A 17,448-nucleotide genomic window follows, 5' to 3' on the forward strand; every position below is an offset into this window, starting at 1 on the left:
AGGAATTGCCGCGCTATGTATTCACCCCGCCCCCGGGTGGCTTCGGCCACCGCGCCCGTGCCCTTTTACGAGAAGGTAAAGCAGGCCATCAGCGAGAAGATCGCCGCTGGTATCTGGCGTCCGCACGATCGCATTCCCTCTGAAGCGGAGCTGGTGGCGCAGTTTGGTTTTAGCCGTATGACCATTAACCGCGCGGTGCGCGCGCTGACCGATGAGGGGTTGCTGGTACGGCTGCAGGGCGTCGGCACCTTTGTCGCCGAGCCGAAAGGGCAATCGGCGCTGTTCGAGGTGCGCAGCATTGCTGATGAGATTGCCGACCGCCACCATCAACACCGCTGTGAAGTGCTGTTGCTGGAGGCGCGCGCCGCCGACGCAACCCAGGCCGCGGCGTTAAACGTGGCGGAAGGGACACGCATTTTTCACTCGCGCATGGTCCATTTTGAGAATGGGATCCCGGTGCAGATTGAGGAGCGCTGGGTCAATGCCGACGTAGTGCCGGAGTATCTGCAACAGGATTACACGCAGACCACCGCTCATGCTTATTTGTCGCTGATTGCGCCGCTCACCGAAGGGGAGCACATTGTGGAAGCCGTTCACGCGACGGCCGACGACTGCCGTCTGTTGCAGATCCAGCAGCACGATCCCTGCCTGCTGATCCGCCGCCGCACCTGGTCGACATCGCAGATTGTCTGCCACGCCAGCCTGCTTTATCCCGGCTCCCGCTACCGTTTACAGGGCCATTTCGGCTCCTGAGCGCTGCCAGCAGCAAAAGCGTGATTGTTAGCGCACTATCAGAAAAATGTATCTTTTGTGTTAAATCCTGCCTTGCGCGTAATTGTATAGACAAGTATATGTGTTTACACACTCATCGCGTGATTTCAGGAGAACAACGATGTCGCATATCCCCTCTCGCCCGCAGGCGATCCGCGCCCCGCGAGGCACGGCGCTGACGGCCAAAAGCTGGCTGACCGAAGCGCCGCTGCGCATGTTAATGAACAACCTCGACCCGGAGGTGGCGGAAAACCCGCAGGCGCTGGTGGTATATGGCGGTATCGGGCGTGCGGCGCGCAACTGGGAGTGCTATGACGCCATCGTAAAGGCGCTGACGAATCTGGAGAGCGATGAAACGCTGCTGGTGCAGTCTGGCAAGCCGGTTGGCGTGTTTAAAACTCACGAAAACGCGCCGCGCGTATTGATTGCCAACTCTAACCTTGTACCGCACTGGGCAACCTGGGAGCACTTTAACGAGCTGGATGCGAAAGGGCTGGCGATGTATGGCCAGATGACCGCCGGAAGCTGGATCTACATCGGCAGCCAGGGGATCATCCAGGGCACTTATGAAACCTTTGTTGAAGCCGGGCGTCAGCATTACGGTGGCGATTTAACCGGGCGCTGGGTGTTAACCGCCGGGCTGGGCGGTATGGGCGGCGCACAGCCGCTGGCGGCGACGCTGGCCGGTGCCTCTTCGCTGGTGATTGAGTGCCAGCAGAGCCGCATCGATTTCCGCCTGCGCACCCGCTATGTCGACGAGCAGGCCAGCTCCCTCGACGACGCGCTGGCGAGAATCAAACGTTATACCGCCGAGGGCAGGGCGGTTTCCGTGGCGCTCTGCGCCAACGCCGCCGACGTGTTGCCGCAGCTGGTGCAGCGCGGCGTGCGCCCGGATATGGTCACCGATCAAACCAGCGCCCACGATCCGCTGCATGGCTACCTGCCAAAGGGCTGGTCATGGGAAGAGTATCAACGCAAAGCAGAATCCGATCCGCAGCAGACCGTGCAGGCAGCGAAAGCGAGCATGGCCGAACACGTCAACGCGATGCTGGCTTTTCAGAAGATGGGCGTGCCGACTTTTGATTACGGCAATAACATTCGCCAGATGGCGAAAGAGATGGGCGTCACCAACGCCTTCGATTTCCCCGGATTTGTCCCGGCGTACATTCGCCCGCTCTTTTGCCGCGGCATTGGCCCGTTCCGCTGGGTGGCGCTCTCCGGCGATGCCGGGGATATCTACAAAACCGATGCCAAAGTGAAAGCGATGATTAACGATCCTCACCTGCACCGCTGGCTCGATATGGCGCGCGAGCGCATCAGCTTCCAGGGATTACCGGCGCGCATCTGCTGGGTGGGGCTGGAGTGGCGGCAAAAACTGGGGCTGGCGTTTAACGAAATGGTGCGCAGCGGCGAGGTTTCCGCGCCGATTGTGATTGGCCGTGACCACCTCGACTCCGGCTCTGTTGCCAGCCCGAACCGCGAAACCGAAGCGATGCGCGACGGCTCCGATGCCGTCTCCGACTGGCCGCTGCTCAATGCGCTGCTTAACACCGCCAGCGGTGCCACCTGGGTCTCACTGCACCACGGTGGCGGCGTCGGCATGGGCTTTTCACAGCATGCGGGCATGGTGATTGTCTGCGACGGTAGCGATGAAGCGGCGGCGCGGATTGCCCGCGTACTGCATAACGATCCAGCCACCGGCGTGATGCGCCACGCCGATGCGGGATATGAGAGCGCCATCGAGTGCGCGGTTGAACAGGAGCTTAACTTACCGATGGTAGCCGCCACACAGGGGAAACGTTGATGAACAGTACGCTACACCTTATTCCCGGCCAGTTGACGCTGGCGCAGTTGCGCGACGCCTGGCGTCAGCCGCTCTACGTCACCCTGGATGACAGCGCGTTTGCCGACATTGCGCAAAGCGTCTCCTGCGTGAATGCCATTATGGCCGAGGGGCGCACGGCGTACGGCATCAACACCGGCTTTGGCCTGCTGGCGCAGACGCGCATCGCCACCGAAGACCTGGAAAATCTGCAACGCTCGCTGGTGCTCTCCCATGCCGCAGGCGTTGGCGAACCGCTGGATGAGGGGATGGTGCGCCTGATGATGCTGCTGAAAATCAACAGTCTCGCGCGCGGCTTCTCCGGTATCCGTTTACGGGTGATCCAACTGCTGGTGGATATGCTCAACGCTGGCGTCTACCCCTGGATCCCGGCGAAGGGCTCCGTGGGTGCCAGTGGCGATCTCGCGCCGCTGGCGCATCTCTCCCTGACGCTGCTCGGCGAAGGTAAAGCGCGCTTTCACGGCGAGTGGCTGCCCTCCAGCGTGGCGCTTAACCGCACCGGTCTGGTGCCGCTCAAGCTGGCGGCAAAAGAGGGGCTGGCTCTGCTGAACGGTACGCAAACCTCCACCGCGTTTGCGCTGCGCGGGCTGTTTGAAGCCGAAGATCTCTTCGCCTCGGCGGTGGTATGCGGGGCGCTGACCACCGAAGCGGCACTCGGCTCCCGTCGGCCTTTCGATGCGCGTATTCACGAAGTACGCGGTCAGCGCGGGCAGATCGATGCCGCCGCGCTCTACCGACATCTGCTGACCGATGACAGCGCAATTGCGCAGTCGCACCACAACTGCAACAAGGTGCAGGATCCCTACTCATTACGCTGTCAGCCGCAGGTGATGGGCGCATGTTTAACGCAACTGCGCTTTGCCGCCGGAGTGCTGTTAACCGAGGCGAATGCGGTTTCCGATAATCCGCTGGTCTTTGCTGCGCAGAATGAAGTTATATCCGGCGGCAACTTCCATGCCGAGCCGGTAGCGATGGCGGCCGATAACCTCGCGCTGGCGATTGCCGAAATTGGCGCGCTGGCGGAGCGGCGTATCGCGCTGCTGATGGACAGCCATATGTCACAATTGCCCCCCTTCCTGGTGAAAAACGGCGGCGTCAACTCCGGGTTTATGATTGCCCAGGTGACGGCGGCGGCGCTGGCGAGTGAAAACAAAGCCCTGGCGCATCCGCACAGCGTCGACAGCCTGCCGACCTCCGCCAATCAGGAGGATCACGTCTCGATGGCCCCGGCCGCCGGTCGTCGCCTGTGGGAGATGGCAGCCAATACCCGCGGCGTGATTGCCGTCGAGTGGCTGGCCGCCTGCCAGGGGCTGGATATGCGCGAAGGCTTAACCACCAGCCCGCTGCTGGAGCAGGCCCGCAGCCTGCTGCGTGCACAGGTCACGCACTATGCGCAGGACCGCTTCTTCGCTCCCGATATCGAGGCCGCCATGACGCTGCTCAGTGCCGGACATCTGCGGCAGCTGCTGCCGGAGATACTCTCCTGCTCAAACTGAACATCCTGCCCGGCACAGCAGCTGGGCTTTTTATTGCCTGTTAAACAGCTTATCCATGCCTCCTTCACCTTAGCGCCATGACGGCAATCACGGCGCGGCGATAGCGGCTTCCGGTTAGGTCACGGAGTTGGTAAATTGAGCCACGGAGAGTGACTTCATGCAGAAGGGAAGGCCGGGTGAGCGGAAAAATTGATTATCAGATTGAGAAATATAGCTTTGCCGACGTCGCCGGTACGCCGCGTCTGGCGCAGCAGTGGCGCGATGTGCTGGATGAGTGCCGCCAGCTTAACGCCGGAGCCGAAGAGCGGCTACGCATCGCGCTGCTCAATGTTGATTATGTCACCAGCTTTGAGCTTCCCTTCCGTTTACTGCTGACCCGCGCGCCGCAGCTGATTGCCGCGCTGCGCGACGAATTCAGCCTGGCGCAGAAAAATGTTGTGTTTAACGGCAAGCGTTTTGGCTGTGTCTATAGCCTGAAAACCGATTTAAGCGACATTCCCGATACCTTCCAGTACCGCCTTGCGACGCGTATCCGGCGCATCGATCCGACGGGGGCCACGGCCACACCCTACCAGCAGATTGCCAAAGAGATAAAAGCCCCGCGCGAGCGGCTGAAACAGGCGCTGGAGTCCGGTTTGCAAGTGACCGCGCTGGATGGGTTGTTCTGGTTTGGCCTGCAACGCATAGCGGCGGATGTGCAGCGGCTGCGCAAAAGCGGAATGGCGATTGCCACCGCCGAAACCGAGGTGTTCGACGATCTCACCGGCACCACGCGGCTGATGCCCGTTTACCGCCTCGTCGAAAAATAGCCGCCATCGGCGGTGAAATTATCAAAGTGATACCCCTTTTCCCGGCTTGATAATCGCCGGGCGCGCGTCTGCCTGCTTTTTATCCGTTATTGCCGCTTTTCGCCCTGTTTCGTCTGTTTTTTACCCAAGTTGAAAGTGGCATAGCCATTGCTTATAGCAATCATCCTTTTGCTAGTGGAGAGCGCATAACAATGGAGACGGTGCTGGTTGGCAGTGAAGTAGCCCGCGTAGACGGGCTGGCCAAAGTCAGGGGAACGGCGATTTATGGCGACGATATCCAGCTGAAAGATATGCTTTACGGCGTCTGTCGCTATGTCGATATCGCCGCCGGGCGCGTTGATTCCGTCGATCTCAGTGAAGCGGAAAAGGTGCCTGGCGTGGTACATATCGCGACCTGGAAGGATATCCCCGGCCAGCGCAAGCTGGGGGTGATTATCCCCGATTACCCGCCGATTATTGAAAATGAGGTGGCCTATCGCGGCGACGTGATTGCCGTTGTGGCCGCGGAGAGCTATCAGGCCGCCTGCCTGGCGGTAGACAAAATTAAGCTTACCTACTCGCCCTGCGAGCCGATCACCTCCCCGGAGGAGGCACTGAAACCGGGCGCGCGGCTGATCCACAGTTCGCTTGAGAGCAACGTCATTAACCGCCACCACACGGTAAAAGGGGATATTGAGGCCGGGTTTGCCGCCTCGACGAAGATCATTGAGCGCGACTATGAGGTTGGCTTCCAGGAGCATGCCTATATCGAGCCGGAGTCGATCACCGCGTGGCTGGATGCTGACCAGCACATTATGACCATCGCCGGATCGATTCAGAACGCGCACCGTATTCGCGGCATCGTCGCCAAATACCTCGATCTGCCGCAGAGCAAAGTAAATGTAAAACGCTCGGTGCTCGGCGGCTCCTTTGGCGGCAAAGATGACATTATTGATAACCTCGCCTGCCGCGCGGCGCTGCTGGTGCAGCTTACGGGGCGTCCGGTGAAGATGACCTATAACCGCGAACAGTCGATGCGCGAGAGCTACAAGCGCCATCCTTATAAATTGCATTACCGCATTGGCCTTGATGATGATGCCCGCATTCAGGCGATGCAGATCAATATCATCGCCGACGGCGGCAGCTACGCCGGGCAGACGGTGTTCGTCACCTGGCGCAGCTCGGTGCAGGCGGCGGGCCCCTATAACATTCCCAACGTGCGCGTCGATATTACCGGCGTCTACACCAACAATAACTACACCTCGGCTTATCGCGGCTACGGCGCGCCGCAAATCATCTTCGCCAATGAGTCCCTGATGGATGAGGTGGCAGAGATAGTGGGTCTCTCACCGGTGGAGCTGCGGCTGCGCAATATTCTGCGCCAGGGTGATACCAGCATGGCCGGTCAGCGGATGTGCGATCACACCGTCTCGGCGCAGGAGGTGCTGGAAACCTCGGTGCTGAAAGCCGAATTCGAGGCACGACGGGCGCACTATCAGCAACTGAACGCCGAGGGCGGGCCGGTGCGTTACGGCATCGGCCTTGCACTGAGCCATCGCGGCTGCTCACTTGGTGCGGAGGGGCTGGACGCCTCCTCCGCGCTGATGCAGGTCAATGCCGACGGCAGTATTAACATCTCCACTTCGGTCTCGGAGAACGGGCAGGGGTTGCAAACCACCATGTCGCTGCTGGCGGCGGACGCTTTCGGCATTCCGCTTGCGCACGTCACTTTTAGCGAACCGGCGACGGCGATGATTGCCGATGGCGGCTCTACCGTCGCCTCGCGCGGCACGTTGATGGGCGGGCAGGCGATCCTTAGCGCCGCTAACACCATTAAAAATCGGATGGCCGCCGCTATCCTGGCAACCCTGCACGCCGGTGAGATAGCGGATCTGGTATGGCGCGACGGGCACGTATTCAATCGTCATCAGCCGCAACACCGCCTCTCCTTCCAGCAGGTGATCGATATGACCCGCGCCACCGGCGCGAACTTATCCGCCTACGGCTGGCATGTGGCCCCGCCTATTCACTGGGATGAGGAGAAGGGGAGCGGAAGCCCCTATTTCACCTGGGTCTATGGCTGCCAGATTGCCGATGTGGCGGTCGATCTGCGCACCGGCAAAGTGACGGTCAACAGCGTGGTTGCGACCCACGATGTCGGCAAAGTGATCAACCCGGTCGGCTTCAATGGCCAGGTTTATGGCGGCGTGCTGCAAGGGATGATTGGCTACGGCATGCTGGAGGATTTCAACACCGAGCAAGGGGTGGTGAAGTCAGAGAATTTCGACACCTACCTGCTGCCGACCATCAAAGATATGCCGCCAATTATCATCAACGCCATCGAAAATGCCGATAAAGCAGGCCCAATGGGAGGGAAAGTGATTGGCGAGCCGGTGCTTGAACTTGGTGCCGCGGCGCTCAATAACGCGGTCAGTTTCGCCATCGGCCGCTTTAACCGCACGCTACCGCTGACCCTTGAGCAGGTCAGGCTCGGTTATAACCTGAAAAAACCGGCGCGCCAGAGCGAGCGGCTGTTCGATTGCGGCCCTAAAAAAGAGGTTCACCGGCTCAATACGGTGTCGCTGAAAGTGGCGCATACCTTAAAAGAAGCGTTAACCCTGATGGCGGAAAACGCAGCGCAGCCGATTGCCGGCGGCACAGATGTGCTGGTGCAGGCGCGCCTGCGCTGTGACGCGGTGCCGCTGGTCAATATTGCCGGGCTGGCTGAACTGAAAGAGATCTTCGATCTCGACGGCGGGCTGTCGATTGGTGCCGGGGTCTGCTTCAGCGATTTGATTAAACATCCGCTGGTGCAGCAGCGTTACCCGCTGCTGATTACCGCCTGTAAAACCATCGGATCGTTACAGCTTCGCAACCGCGCCACGCTCGGCGGCAATGTGGTCAATGCCGCGCCCTGCGCCGACTCCCTGCCGCCGCTGATTATCTATGACGCACAGGTGGAGCTGCGCAGCCTGCGCGGTACGCGCCGCTTGCCGGTGAGTGAGTTTGTTACCGATGGCTATCGCACCGCTATCGCTGCCGATGAGCTGGTAACGCGCTTTATTCTGCCGGTGCCGATGACCCAGCCGCTGGTGGAGTGCTACCTGCAACTGGGGCGGCGCAATGCGCTCAATATCACGCGGCAAAGCCTGACCGGACAATTTCATGTCGATAGCCGAGGCACCATCCGCATCTGTCGGCTGGTCGACGGCGCGCTGATGCGTAAACCGCAGCGGCTAAACCCGGTGGAGGAGGCATTAGTCGGCCAGCCTTTGAACGCCGCCTCGATTGATAAAGCGGCGCAGGCGCTGAAAGGGCTGGTGGACGAAGCCATCGGCGGGCGCTGGTCTGCGCCTTACAAAATCCCGGTATTTGTCGATATGTTCCGCCTGATGATGCAGGACGTAATAACCGAGCAGAGCAACTAAGGAGCGCGAAGATGCATCCAATTGAACTGAAAGTGAATGGCATCCGTATTCTCCGCGACGTGGACGATAACCTGCGGCTTATCGATCTGCTGCGCGACGATTTACGCCTGACCGGCACCAAAGAGGGGTGTTCCGTGGGCGAGTGCGGTGCCTGCACCGTGATCCTGGATGGCAAAGCGGTCTGCTCATGCCTGCTGCTCGCCGCCCAGTGCCACGGCGCAGAGGTCACCACCATTGAAGCCCTGCACCACGACCCGGTGGGCAAGCGCCTGCAAAATGCGTTTGTGCGCCACGGCGGCGTCCAGTGCGGCTTCTGCACGCCGGGCGTGTTGATGAGCACTAAAGCACTTTTAGCGGTGAATCCCACGCCGGATGATGACGCGCTGAAAGAGGCGCTGGAGGGGAATCTGTGCCGCTGTACCGGCTATCAGCCGATCATCACCTCCATCAAAGCGGTGCTGAAGGGCGAGGCGTGAAAAAGGAGCGTGTGATGAGTGAAAAGGCGCTGATTGAGTGCGTAATGCTGGCGGCCGGGTTATCAAGCCGGATGGGCGACTGGAAAATGATGCTGCCCTGGGGGGCGGGCACGCTGCTCGACAGTGCGCTTCGCAGCGCCTTCACGCTCTGCGACCGGGTGATTCTGGTCACCGGGCATCGCGGCAATGAGCTGGCGCGTTACTATCGCGGGCAGCCCGCCATTACGCTTGTCCACAACCCTGATTACGCCTCGGGGATGTTCTCTTCAGTAAAGTGTGGCGCGGCGGCGGTGACCTCAAGGCGCTTTTTTCTGGCGCTGGGCGATATGCCGGAGGTGTCGCCCACGGTCTACAGCGCGTTATGGCAGCATCCGGATCATGACCACTGCCTGGTGCCTGGTTATGATCAGGGCCAGGGTCACCCGGTGCTGCTTCCGGCGCAGGCGCTCGCGCTTATCAGCAACGCGCCCGCCGACAGCAGCTTAAAAACGATTGTTCGCCAGATCGGCACCTGCACGGTTGCCGTCGATGAGCCGGGGATCCATTGCGATATCGACACGCCCGCGCAGTATCGCCAGCGAGCCGAGCTAAACCGCTTGCTTGATACGCTACCGCGGCGGCGCATAAACCCGCATGGTGGCCGGTAATTTCGTCAGGTCATGTTTGCCCGGGCGAGGAGAGTCATTAAAAATTCCGCCACCGCTTTGATACGTGCCGAGGCGATAAGATCGGCATGGGTCACCAGCCAGAGATCTTCGCTCAGCACCAGATCTTGCGGGATCACTTCGACTAATCCCGGCTGCTGCGCGGCGATAAAGCAGGGCAGCACCGCCAGCCCAAGCCCGGCGTTGACGGCAGAAAGCTGGGTTACCAGGCTGGTGGTGGCAAGCGCAGAGGTTTTATCTTCAACCTGTTCATCAAACCAACGGGCAGCGGGAAGATGGCTGAACGAACTGTCCCAGGTAATAAAGCGCCGCCCGCGTAAGGGCGCATCTTCCGGCGCGGGGTGAGCGCGCAGATAGCTCTCAGCTGCGTAGACCGCCGAGGCCATCACTCCGGCTTTGCGGATCTTCAGCGTGTTTTGCTCCGGGCGCACCAGGCGCAGCGCGATATCGGCATCGTTTCGTACCACCGAGACGGTGTTGACCCCGGTAATCAGCTCGAGGCGAATCGCCGGGTAATCGGCCTGGAACTGCGGCAGGGCCGGGATAATCAGGTGGTTGGCAAGTGTCTCTGCCGTCGCCAGGCGCACGGTTCCCGCCGCTTCGCCATCGCCTCCGGCAAAGGCGTGCTCCAGCGCGCCAATCCGGCTCTCCACCTCTTCGGCATAATTCAGCAGCGCTTGCCCGGCATCGGTAAGAAAGTAGCCGGTCTGATGATGCAGAAACAGGCTGGTCCGCAGGCTGCTTTCCAGCGCGCTAATTCTGCGCGACACCGTCGACTGGCTCACCTTTAGCGTGGCCGCAGTTTTAGTCAGGCTGTTGGTGCGCGCAACGGCCAAAAAGAAGCGTAAATCATTCCAGTCCATCATCTCTTTTTTCTGTTTATGCAAAATGATTCGCCGATTTTATCTGTAGTTTTCAAAATATGGAAAAAATAGACTTCTGTTACGGCATTACTATTCGAAAAACAGGAGTGAGTAGATGGAATTCACAGCGAATCAGACCCCCGCCAGCGTGGTCGTGGAAACCTACCTTGCAGCTTTTGCTGCGGGCAGAGTCGATGAGATTGTCAGCCTGCTGGCCGACGATGTGGTGTGGCATATCGACGGCGAACCAGGCGTCTCGACAGTTGGATTGTTGCAGGGGCCTGAGCAGGTCCGGCGCTGGTTAATGGCTTTCCCGCAGAACTTCAGGCCGCGGGAATTTGTCATTGATGAGATTATCGCGCAGCACGACAGCGTGCTGGTGCTGGGGCGCTTTCGCCATACGGTGGTGAGCACGCAGAACACCGTCGGCAGCGATATGATCATTCACTTTACGGTTATCAACGGCAAGATTCGCCGTTATCAAATCTTTGAAGATTCGGCGCTGCTGGCAAGAGCCTTTAATGCGGATGATGAGTGGTCGCTGCAGCAGGTGCGCATCAATGGCACGCTCTACCGTTACCGCGATATCGGCGAAGGGCCAACGCTGCTTTTTGCCCACGGGCTTTTCGCCAGCCATCACATCTTCGCCGCACAGGTTCAGACCCTGAGCCACACTTATCGCTGCATTGTTCTCGATATGCCGGGACACGGCCTGAGCGGGTACGATCCCACCGGCTGGACGCTTGACGATCTGAGCCGCGATCTGGCGCTGATGATTGAGGAACTGGCGCTTGGCAAGGTCACCATCGTTGGGCAGAGCCAGGGCGCGATGGTGGCGCTGCGGCTGGCAGCGAATTATCCGAAGCTCCTGACAGGCCTCGTGCTGATTGGCACCAGTGCGCGTGCGGAGTTGCCTGAACGGCTGGAGATGTGGCGCAGGCAGCGCGAAACACTGCTCAGTGGTTCCGATGAGGAGCGCGAAGCGCTTTTTACCACCCTTCAGGCCTATGTAAACAGCGCAGAATGGCTGCAAAACCACCCTCATGAGGCCGCCGAAGAGCGCGCCATGATGGATGCTCACAACCGCGAAGGGTTAGCGCTGGCGCTGGATGCCGCCGTGTTTGACCGGGGCGATATCACCCACCTGTTGCCGACTATCGCTGCGCCGACACTGGTGATTGTCGGGGAAGAGGACAGGGCAACCCCGGTTGAGTTAAGCGAGGAGATCGTCGCGCTTCTGCCCAATGCTCAGTTGCTCACGCTGGCAAAAACCGGCCACCACCCGCCAACGGAAGCCGCCGATGGGGTGACGGCGGCGATTGCCGGGTTTATTGCAGCTAAATAGCGAAGATAAAAAAGCCCCGTCAGGGGCTTAATATGCGGTGGTCATATCGCGGGTTCAGAAGCGATATTGCAGACCTGCGGTGATGGTGTAGTTTTTGTTGGCAATACCCGCAGCATCGCCACCGATGAATTCCGATCCGCCGCTGTTGGTGTCAATAATCTGCGTCCCGCCTTTGCCCTCTTCATATTTGCTGTAAGTGAACTCAGCAAATACTTTCGCGTGCGGCGTGACGTAGTAGCCAGCATCAAGTGACGCGCCGTAATAGCGTGAGTTGCTGGTCTTCTCACGGAAGGTGAGGTCGCGCATATAGTGCTCATCGTTATCATGCGCGCGCACCCAGTCGCTGAATTTCAGCAGTGCATTGAATTCGAAATTATCAATACGGTACTGGCCCGCCAGCCCAACATAGGGCATGGTGAAGCGCTGGCTGTAACCAATCCCGCGTTCGCCTGCCGGGAAGTTGCCCACTGAGGCGCCGTTGTCATAATCGTAAGCGCCGCCGAGCGCCGTCCAGCTGAATCGCGTCTCCTGATAGCCTGCCACCACGCCCGCTTTATAATTCGCGTCCTGGAAAATCCAGCCTTTCAGGTTGAGATCGAATTCATTGGCGTAATTGACATCCGAGTCAGGATGGGTGGAGTGATCGGTCCAGCCTGACTGGCTTTCATTCAGCCAGTCGTAATCATCCATATGGCCTGCCCCGGAGGCGAGGGACGTCCAGCCGCGGGCGTTAAGGGTTAAAAAGGAGTAGGGGGTCCAGGAGAGATCGCCTTTCACGATGGCGACATTCTTTATCTTCCAGTTAAGCTGGCTGATTTTTCTCCCTGTTATTTCGTCATAGACTAGCTCATTCGATTTACCGCTCAGCATCCCGGCAGAGGCGGAGGCGGAAAAGCTTTCGGGGGAAAAATCGGGAATTAACTGCTCTGAGTCTGCGTACGCGGTACCTGAAATAGCGCCTATCATCATCACTACAATACGAGTTTTTTTCATTTTTCTTTGCTCATATCACAACGGTAATAATGATTTTTGCTACGGGTATAAAGTTCCGCAATGGAAAGGGTTTTTTCTTTTTTTATTTTTTGATAAAGATCCTAAGTGTGAAATATATCTTTTTTTGTCCTTTTCTTTTTTCTTTTATGAATTACGCGCATGCACATCTCTTCGGGAAAATATATTTTCCCGAAGAGATGTGGTGATGTTTATCTGAGGTAAGGCGCGGGAGGTGACCCGCGCTGCTGTGACCCGCTAAGCTTGTCAGCCTTCGCTGGATGGCGCGCTTTTCTGCATCGCGTGCTGCTGTGATAAGCGCCAGAAATCGTGGCCTGCGGGATACTGGTATAAGCGCAGGGAGAATTGTCCTGCTACCGCGGTGATATATTCAAATATTGCCGATTGCGTATTCTCATAATCGGCCCACAGGGTTGACGTGGTGAAGCAGTAAATTTCCAGCGGGATACCGGCCGGTGACGGTTTTAGCGTCCTGACGACAATATACATCTCTTTGACAATATCCTGCCGCTCGGCGAGATAAGCCATTAAGTAGTGGCGGAAAAGCGTCAAATTCGTCAGGCCATTATCGATAAACCAGCTGTCCGCCACGCCCAAGGGATCGCGACCATCAAGCAATTTTGACAGCGGTTCACTCACGCCGCGTATCGCCAGCATCGGCGCCAGCATCTCCTGCGAGAGAAACGTTACCGAGTGCTGATCGATATTGGTGCTGCGCATAATGCGGCGCGCGCCGGAGGAGAACATCGCCTGCCAGTTGGTATAGGTTTCGGTGAGGAAGTTTTTCGTCGGAATGCGGGAAATGGTGTTATCCCAGTTCCGGATAGTAATAGTGTGCAGCGCGATATCGGTGACTTCACCGCTCAGGTTTTTATCCGGCATCTCAATCCAGTCCCCGAGTTGCAGGACATCATTTGAGGAGACCTGCACGTTGGCGACCAGCGAAAGCAGGGTGTGTTGAAACACTAGCATCAGCACCGCCGCCACGGCACCGAGGCTGGAGATAATAATGGCAGGTGATTTGTTCGACATCACCGCGAGGATCATGATCGCGGCAATAACGTGAATTAAGATTTTACCTATCTGGATATAGCCCTTAATCGAGTGATTTTTACGCTTCGTCTTGCGCAGATAGGAGCTATTAACGATATCCAGCATCTCGTTGAAAAAAACTGAGAGGAAAATAAAGAACAAAATTCCACAGATGGTATTTATCGCCGTCACCAGCGAGGCTGGCATATTTTCCATAAATTGCAGCAGGTAATAAACTGTCAGTACCGGCACAAAGTTGGATAATTTTTCGGCGATACGGCGATCTTTTTCCAGCGGCACATCTTTTTTATGGCTGGCAAAGAAGACTTTACGCACCACCTTAATCAGCAGGAATTTGCACATCAGGTGCGCGAACATGCCAGAGACGATCAGCAGAATAATATTTAAAACAATGGCCAGCGCCGGCCTGCCTTCGATAAACGTCAATAAAGAATTCAAATACGCCATTACTTATCGCCTGAACGAGTATGCCATCTGTATAAGCCCTGGCTGGCGGGCATATATACAAAAATTTAACCAATTCGCATCATGACATAACACGGGGATATAAGTCCACGCCGGGGCGGCGGTGTGTGCCCGGTCACAAAAACGCTCGCCTTTAACAAAGTGATCCTATGATTTAGGCTGGTTAACGCAAATTTACGCTGTAACAGGAGAAGCATGATGAAAGCAGTCACACTTAACGCGCCGGGCGGCCTGGAAAACATTACCGTCTCAGATATCGCCGATCCGGGCAGACCGGGCAAGGGCGAAATTCGGGTTGCGATTAAAGCCAGCTCGCTGAACTTTCATGATTTGATTGTTGCCAGCGGCCAGTTCCCGACTGAGGATGGCCGCATTCTGCTGTCCGATGGCGCGGGCGTGGTCGAAGAGGTAGGCGAGGACGTTGAGGAGTTTGCCGTCGGCGATCATGTGGTTTCCACCTTTTTCCCCATCTGGCTGGCAGGCAAGCCGGGCCCCGAGGTGAGCGGCTTTGCCCATACTCCCGGCGACGGCATTGACGGCATGGCAAGCGAGTACGTTGTGCGTTCGCAAGACGCCTTTACCCATGCGCCGCAGGGATGGAGCCACAAAGAGGCCGCGACCATCACCACTTCAGCGCTGACCGCCTGGCGGGCACTGGTGGTGGATGGCAGCCTGAAAGCGGGCGAAACGGTGCTGGTTCAGGGCACTGGTGGCGTCTCCATCGCAGCGCTGCAAATTGCGAAAGCGATGGGCGCGAAAGTCATCGCCACCTCCTCTTCCGATAAAAAGCTCGACGTTGTGCGTGAACTGGGCGCGGATGAGACCATCAACTACAAAACCACACCCGAGTGGGGAGACAAAGTGCTGGAGCTGACCCAGGGGTTTGGCGTCGATCACGTCGTGGAGGTGGGCGGCCCGGCTACCCTGAAAGAGTCCCTGAAAGCGGTTAAAGTCGGCGGGCATATCGCGCAGATTGGTATCCTGTCCGGCGATGAGGCCAGCGTATCGGTGCTTTCACTGCTGGCGAAACAGGTGCAGATCAAAGGGGTGATTGTGGCAAGCCGCCAGGATCAGATCGATTTTGTGAAAGCGCTGGAAGTAATGAAGCAAAAGCCGATTATCGATCGCACCTTCAGCTATGAGGCGCTGAGCGAAGCCTTTGGCTACCTGCAAAGCGGTTCCCACCTCGGTAAAATCTGCGTCGAGTGGTAACAGGCCACAGCGGTAGGGGCGTGCGCCCTTACCGCCACGTTTTAACGCGCGGTGGCGCTCTCCTTCAGCCGAGCAGGCTTTCCAGCGTCACCGATGCTCCGCCGCAGACAATCACCAGCACGTTATCGCTGGGATTAAAGCGGAGTTTATTGTCATATAGCAGCGAGAGCGATACGCCGCAGGCGGGCTCGGTCAGCACGCGATGATCGTCCAGCAACAGGCGGCAGGCGCGTACGGCTTCCGCGTCGGAGACAACCTGGCTTCTCACCTCGAGACGGCTGGCAACGTTAAACGCATTTTCACACACCTGGCTTGCGGCAAGGGTCGTTGCAATGCCGCTCACCTTCTCCAGACGCACCAGCTTTCCGGCATTAACCGAGGCGTTAAGCGACGCGGTGCCCTCGGTTTCAACGGCATAGATCGGAATATGGCTCAGGTGATGTTTTTCCAGCCCCTGAGCGATGCCGGACAGCAGGCTGCCTCCGCCGACGGAGAGAATAACGGCATCCGGGATCACGCCTGCGGAGATAACCTCATCCACCAGCGTGCTGATGCCCGCCCACAGAAGTGGATTATCAAAGGGGTGAATATAAATGATCTCATCGTTGGCTAAAGAGAGGGCATAGTCGTTAGCCTCGCTCCACACCTTGCCATGCACCACGAGGCTGGCCCCTTCCTGCTCGATCAGCTCTCTCGCCCGCAGGGAGGTGGTTTCAGGCACCACGACGGTGACCGGCAGACCGAGTTTCCGACAGCTGTGCGCCACCGCGATACCCGCATTGCCGCCCGACGAGCTGATAAAGCCTTTTGCGCCATGCTCTGCGTAATAGCTACAGGCATGGGAAGCGCTGCGAAGTTTGAACGAGCCGGTGGGCTGGGCAGACTCCATTTTCAGCCACACATTGCATCCGCTGCGCTGGCTTAGCGGCAGCGAGTGCAACAGCGGGGTCTGAATGCTGATTTCCATGACATCGAATCCTTATGCATAAGCCCCATACGATAAAGGCCGTTCTGGACAGTTTTTTTAGCCTGACCAGTAATAACACAAGAACTATCAGGCTGGGTTATCTATTTCCGGGTGCCAGGGATGGCATACGCAGGCCAGCTTATGCCCCTGTGGATCCCGCAGATAGGCAACATAGAAATCCGGCCCGTAGGCCTCACGGAGACCGGGCGCGCCCTCATCGCTGCCGCCATTTTTAAGCCCTGCGGCATGAAATTGCCTTACCTGCTCTGCGCTACTGGCCCGGAAGGAGAACATCGTCCCGTTACCCGGCGTCGCCCTTTTGTTATCGAACGGCGGGCAGATGCAAAAACTAAACCCCTTGTCTGGCGGTTCGCCCCACATCGCCCAGGTTTCACTCCACGCGGGAATGCGCGGCACGCCCAGCACCTCGAAAATCGCATCATAGAAACGGGTCATCGTCGGTAAATCGTTGCTGCCTAGCGTGGTGTACATTAACATGGTTTGGCTCCTGATTTGCTTTCAGAAAAGGTGAAGCCGTCAGTGATTATGATCGCGCAGAAAAACCGTCAGCACATCTTTCGGCGCGACGCCGCCGCACTCTGAAATCATCCAGCCCACCGCGCCGCGATGATAGGTGCCATGGAACAGCACATGGTTGAGCATATCAATGGCGCGCATCTCGCCGTGGCCGCCGTCGACAAAACGGAAGGTGATGGCTTTTTCAAGATCGCAGGAGAGGGCACCAATATGCTCGATATACCACGCCGCGCAGTCGGCCATCTTCACTTCAAGCTCTTCCAGGGTGGGCGTTTCCGGGGTATTTAGCGCGGTGTAACCGTGCTGCTGACCGGTGAGATTGCCCCTGAAAATCATGTCGACGACATAAATATGGTTCATCAGCCGGATCATCAGGTGGCGCTTTTGCGGATGCGCCGTTTCGTCGATCGCCTTAATGGCCTTGAGGGTTTCGCCATCCATCCAGCGCTTAAATTTCACCAGGCTAACCAGTGTGTCCTTGTCCATCTTCTGCTCCACATGTGACTGAAGCGGTATCATACCGCGCGT

General features: G+C 58.0%; 15 protein-coding genes and 1 pseudogene. 9 read left to right on the forward strand and 7 right to left on the reverse strand.

Going from position 1 to position 17,448, the window contains the following annotated elements; all coding sequences use genetic code 11:
• Positions 1-15 precede the first annotated feature (15 nt).
• From EH164_RS06475 to EH164_RS06505, 7 genes are all read left to right on the forward strand, one after another.
• Positions 16-753 (forward strand): histidine utilization repressor, encoded by a 738-nt coding sequence (locus tag EH164_RS06475; protein ID WP_124967670.1) that lies wholly within the window; start codon positions 16-18, stop codon positions 751-753.
• A gap of 139 nt (positions 754-892) precedes the next feature.
• The gene (gene hutU, locus EH164_RS06480) at positions 893-2,575 is read left to right on the forward strand and encodes a urocanate hydratase (RefSeq protein WP_124967671.1); all 1,683 of its coding nucleotides are present in this window, start codon (positions 893-895) and stop codon (positions 2,573-2,575) included.
• The gene (hutH, locus tag EH164_RS06485) at positions 2,575-4,110 is read left to right on the forward strand and encodes a histidine ammonia-lyase (protein ID WP_124967672.1); all 1,536 of its coding nucleotides are present in this window, start codon (positions 2,575-2,577) and stop codon (positions 4,108-4,110) included. The genes hutU and hutH overlap by 1 nt, the downstream gene beginning before the upstream one ends.
• Before the next feature lie 176 nt (positions 4,111-4,286).
• A complete protein-coding gene (locus tag EH164_RS06490) occupies positions 4,287-4,919 on the forward strand; it encodes a DNA-binding protein (RefSeq protein ID WP_124967673.1) in 633 nt (210 codons plus the stop codon).
• A 191-nt stretch (positions 4,920-5,110) separates the two neighbouring features.
• On the forward strand, positions 5,111-8,326 hold the full coding sequence (locus EH164_RS06495; RefSeq protein WP_124967674.1) for a molybdopterin cofactor-binding domain-containing protein: 3,216 nt from the start codon (positions 5,111-5,113) through the stop codon (positions 8,324-8,326).
• Positions 8,327-8,337: 11 nt separating this feature from the next.
• Positions 8,338-8,802, forward strand: a complete 465-nt coding sequence (locus tag EH164_RS06500; protein ID WP_124967675.1) for a (2Fe-2S)-binding protein — start codon at positions 8,338-8,340, stop codon at positions 8,800-8,802.
• A gap of 14 nt (positions 8,803-8,816) precedes the next feature.
• On the forward strand, positions 8,817-9,449 hold the full coding sequence (locus tag EH164_RS06505) for an NTP transferase domain-containing protein (protein ID WP_124967676.1): 633 nt from the start codon (positions 8,817-8,819) through the stop codon (positions 9,447-9,449).
• A gap of 5 nt (positions 9,450-9,454) precedes the next feature.
• Here the strand turns inward: EH164_RS06505 and EH164_RS06510 are convergent, their stop codons facing one another.
• Entirely contained in the window at positions 9,455-10,333 is an 879-nt protein-coding gene (locus EH164_RS06510) for a LysR family transcriptional regulator (RefSeq protein ID WP_241175010.1), read from the reverse strand.
• A gap of 112 nt (positions 10,334-10,445) precedes the next feature.
• Here EH164_RS06510 and EH164_RS06515 point away from each other — a divergent pair, with 112 nt between their 5' ends.
• The gene (locus tag EH164_RS06515; RefSeq protein ID WP_124967677.1) at positions 10,446-11,675 is read left to right on the forward strand and encodes an alpha/beta fold hydrolase; all 1,230 of its coding nucleotides are present in this window, start codon (positions 10,446-10,448) and stop codon (positions 11,673-11,675) included.
• A 54-nt stretch (positions 11,676-11,729) separates the two neighbouring features.
• Here the strand turns inward: EH164_RS06515 and EH164_RS06520 are convergent, their stop codons facing one another.
• From EH164_RS06520 to EH164_RS22700, 3 genes and pseudogenes are all read right to left on the reverse strand, one after another.
• A complete protein-coding gene (locus EH164_RS06520) occupies positions 11,730-12,668 on the reverse strand; it encodes an omptin family outer membrane protease (protein ID WP_124967678.1) in 939 nt (312 codons plus the stop codon).
• A 264-nt stretch (positions 12,669-12,932) separates the two neighbouring features.
• Positions 12,933-13,844, reverse strand: coding sequence for a mechanosensitive ion channel domain-containing protein (locus EH164_RS22695; RefSeq protein ID WP_312117912.1), 912 nt, complete (start codon positions 13,842-13,844; stop codon positions 12,933-12,935).
• Positions 13,766-14,186: pseudogene (locus tag EH164_RS22700) on the reverse strand (hypothetical protein). The gene EH164_RS22695 and the pseudogene EH164_RS22700 overlap by 79 nt, the downstream one beginning before the upstream one ends.
• A gap of 216 nt (positions 14,187-14,402) precedes the next feature.
• Here EH164_RS22700 and EH164_RS06530 point away from each other — a divergent pair.
• Positions 14,403-15,416, forward strand: a complete 1,014-nt coding sequence (locus EH164_RS06530; RefSeq protein WP_124971311.1) for an NAD(P)-dependent alcohol dehydrogenase — start codon at positions 14,403-14,405, stop codon at positions 15,414-15,416.
• Between the two features lie 64 nt (positions 15,417-15,480).
• On the opposite strand, the gene EH164_RS06535 is transcribed toward EH164_RS06530, so the two are convergent.
• The 3 genes from EH164_RS06535 to EH164_RS06545 all read right to left on the reverse strand — a co-directional run bounded on the left by EH164_RS06535 (position 15,481) and on the right by EH164_RS06545 (position 17,406).
• Positions 15,481-16,383 (reverse strand): pyridoxal-phosphate dependent enzyme, encoded by a 903-nt coding sequence (locus tag EH164_RS06535; protein ID WP_124967679.1) that lies wholly within the window; start codon positions 16,381-16,383, stop codon positions 15,481-15,483.
• A gap of 87 nt (positions 16,384-16,470) precedes the next feature.
• The gene (locus tag EH164_RS06540) at positions 16,471-16,881 is read right to left on the reverse strand and encodes a VOC family protein (protein ID WP_124967680.1); all 411 of its coding nucleotides are present in this window, start codon (positions 16,879-16,881) and stop codon (positions 16,471-16,473) included.
• 39 nt (positions 16,882-16,920) lie between these two features.
• Positions 16,921-17,406, reverse strand: a complete 486-nt coding sequence (locus tag EH164_RS06545; protein WP_124967681.1) for a DinB family protein — start codon at positions 17,404-17,406, stop codon at positions 16,921-16,923.
• Positions 17,407-17,448 lie beyond the last annotated feature (42 nt).

Source organism: Kosakonia sp. CCTCC M2018092 (assembly GCF_003864115.1).
Lineage (GTDB): Bacteria > Pseudomonadota > Gammaproteobacteria > Enterobacterales > Enterobacteriaceae > Kosakonia > Kosakonia cowanii.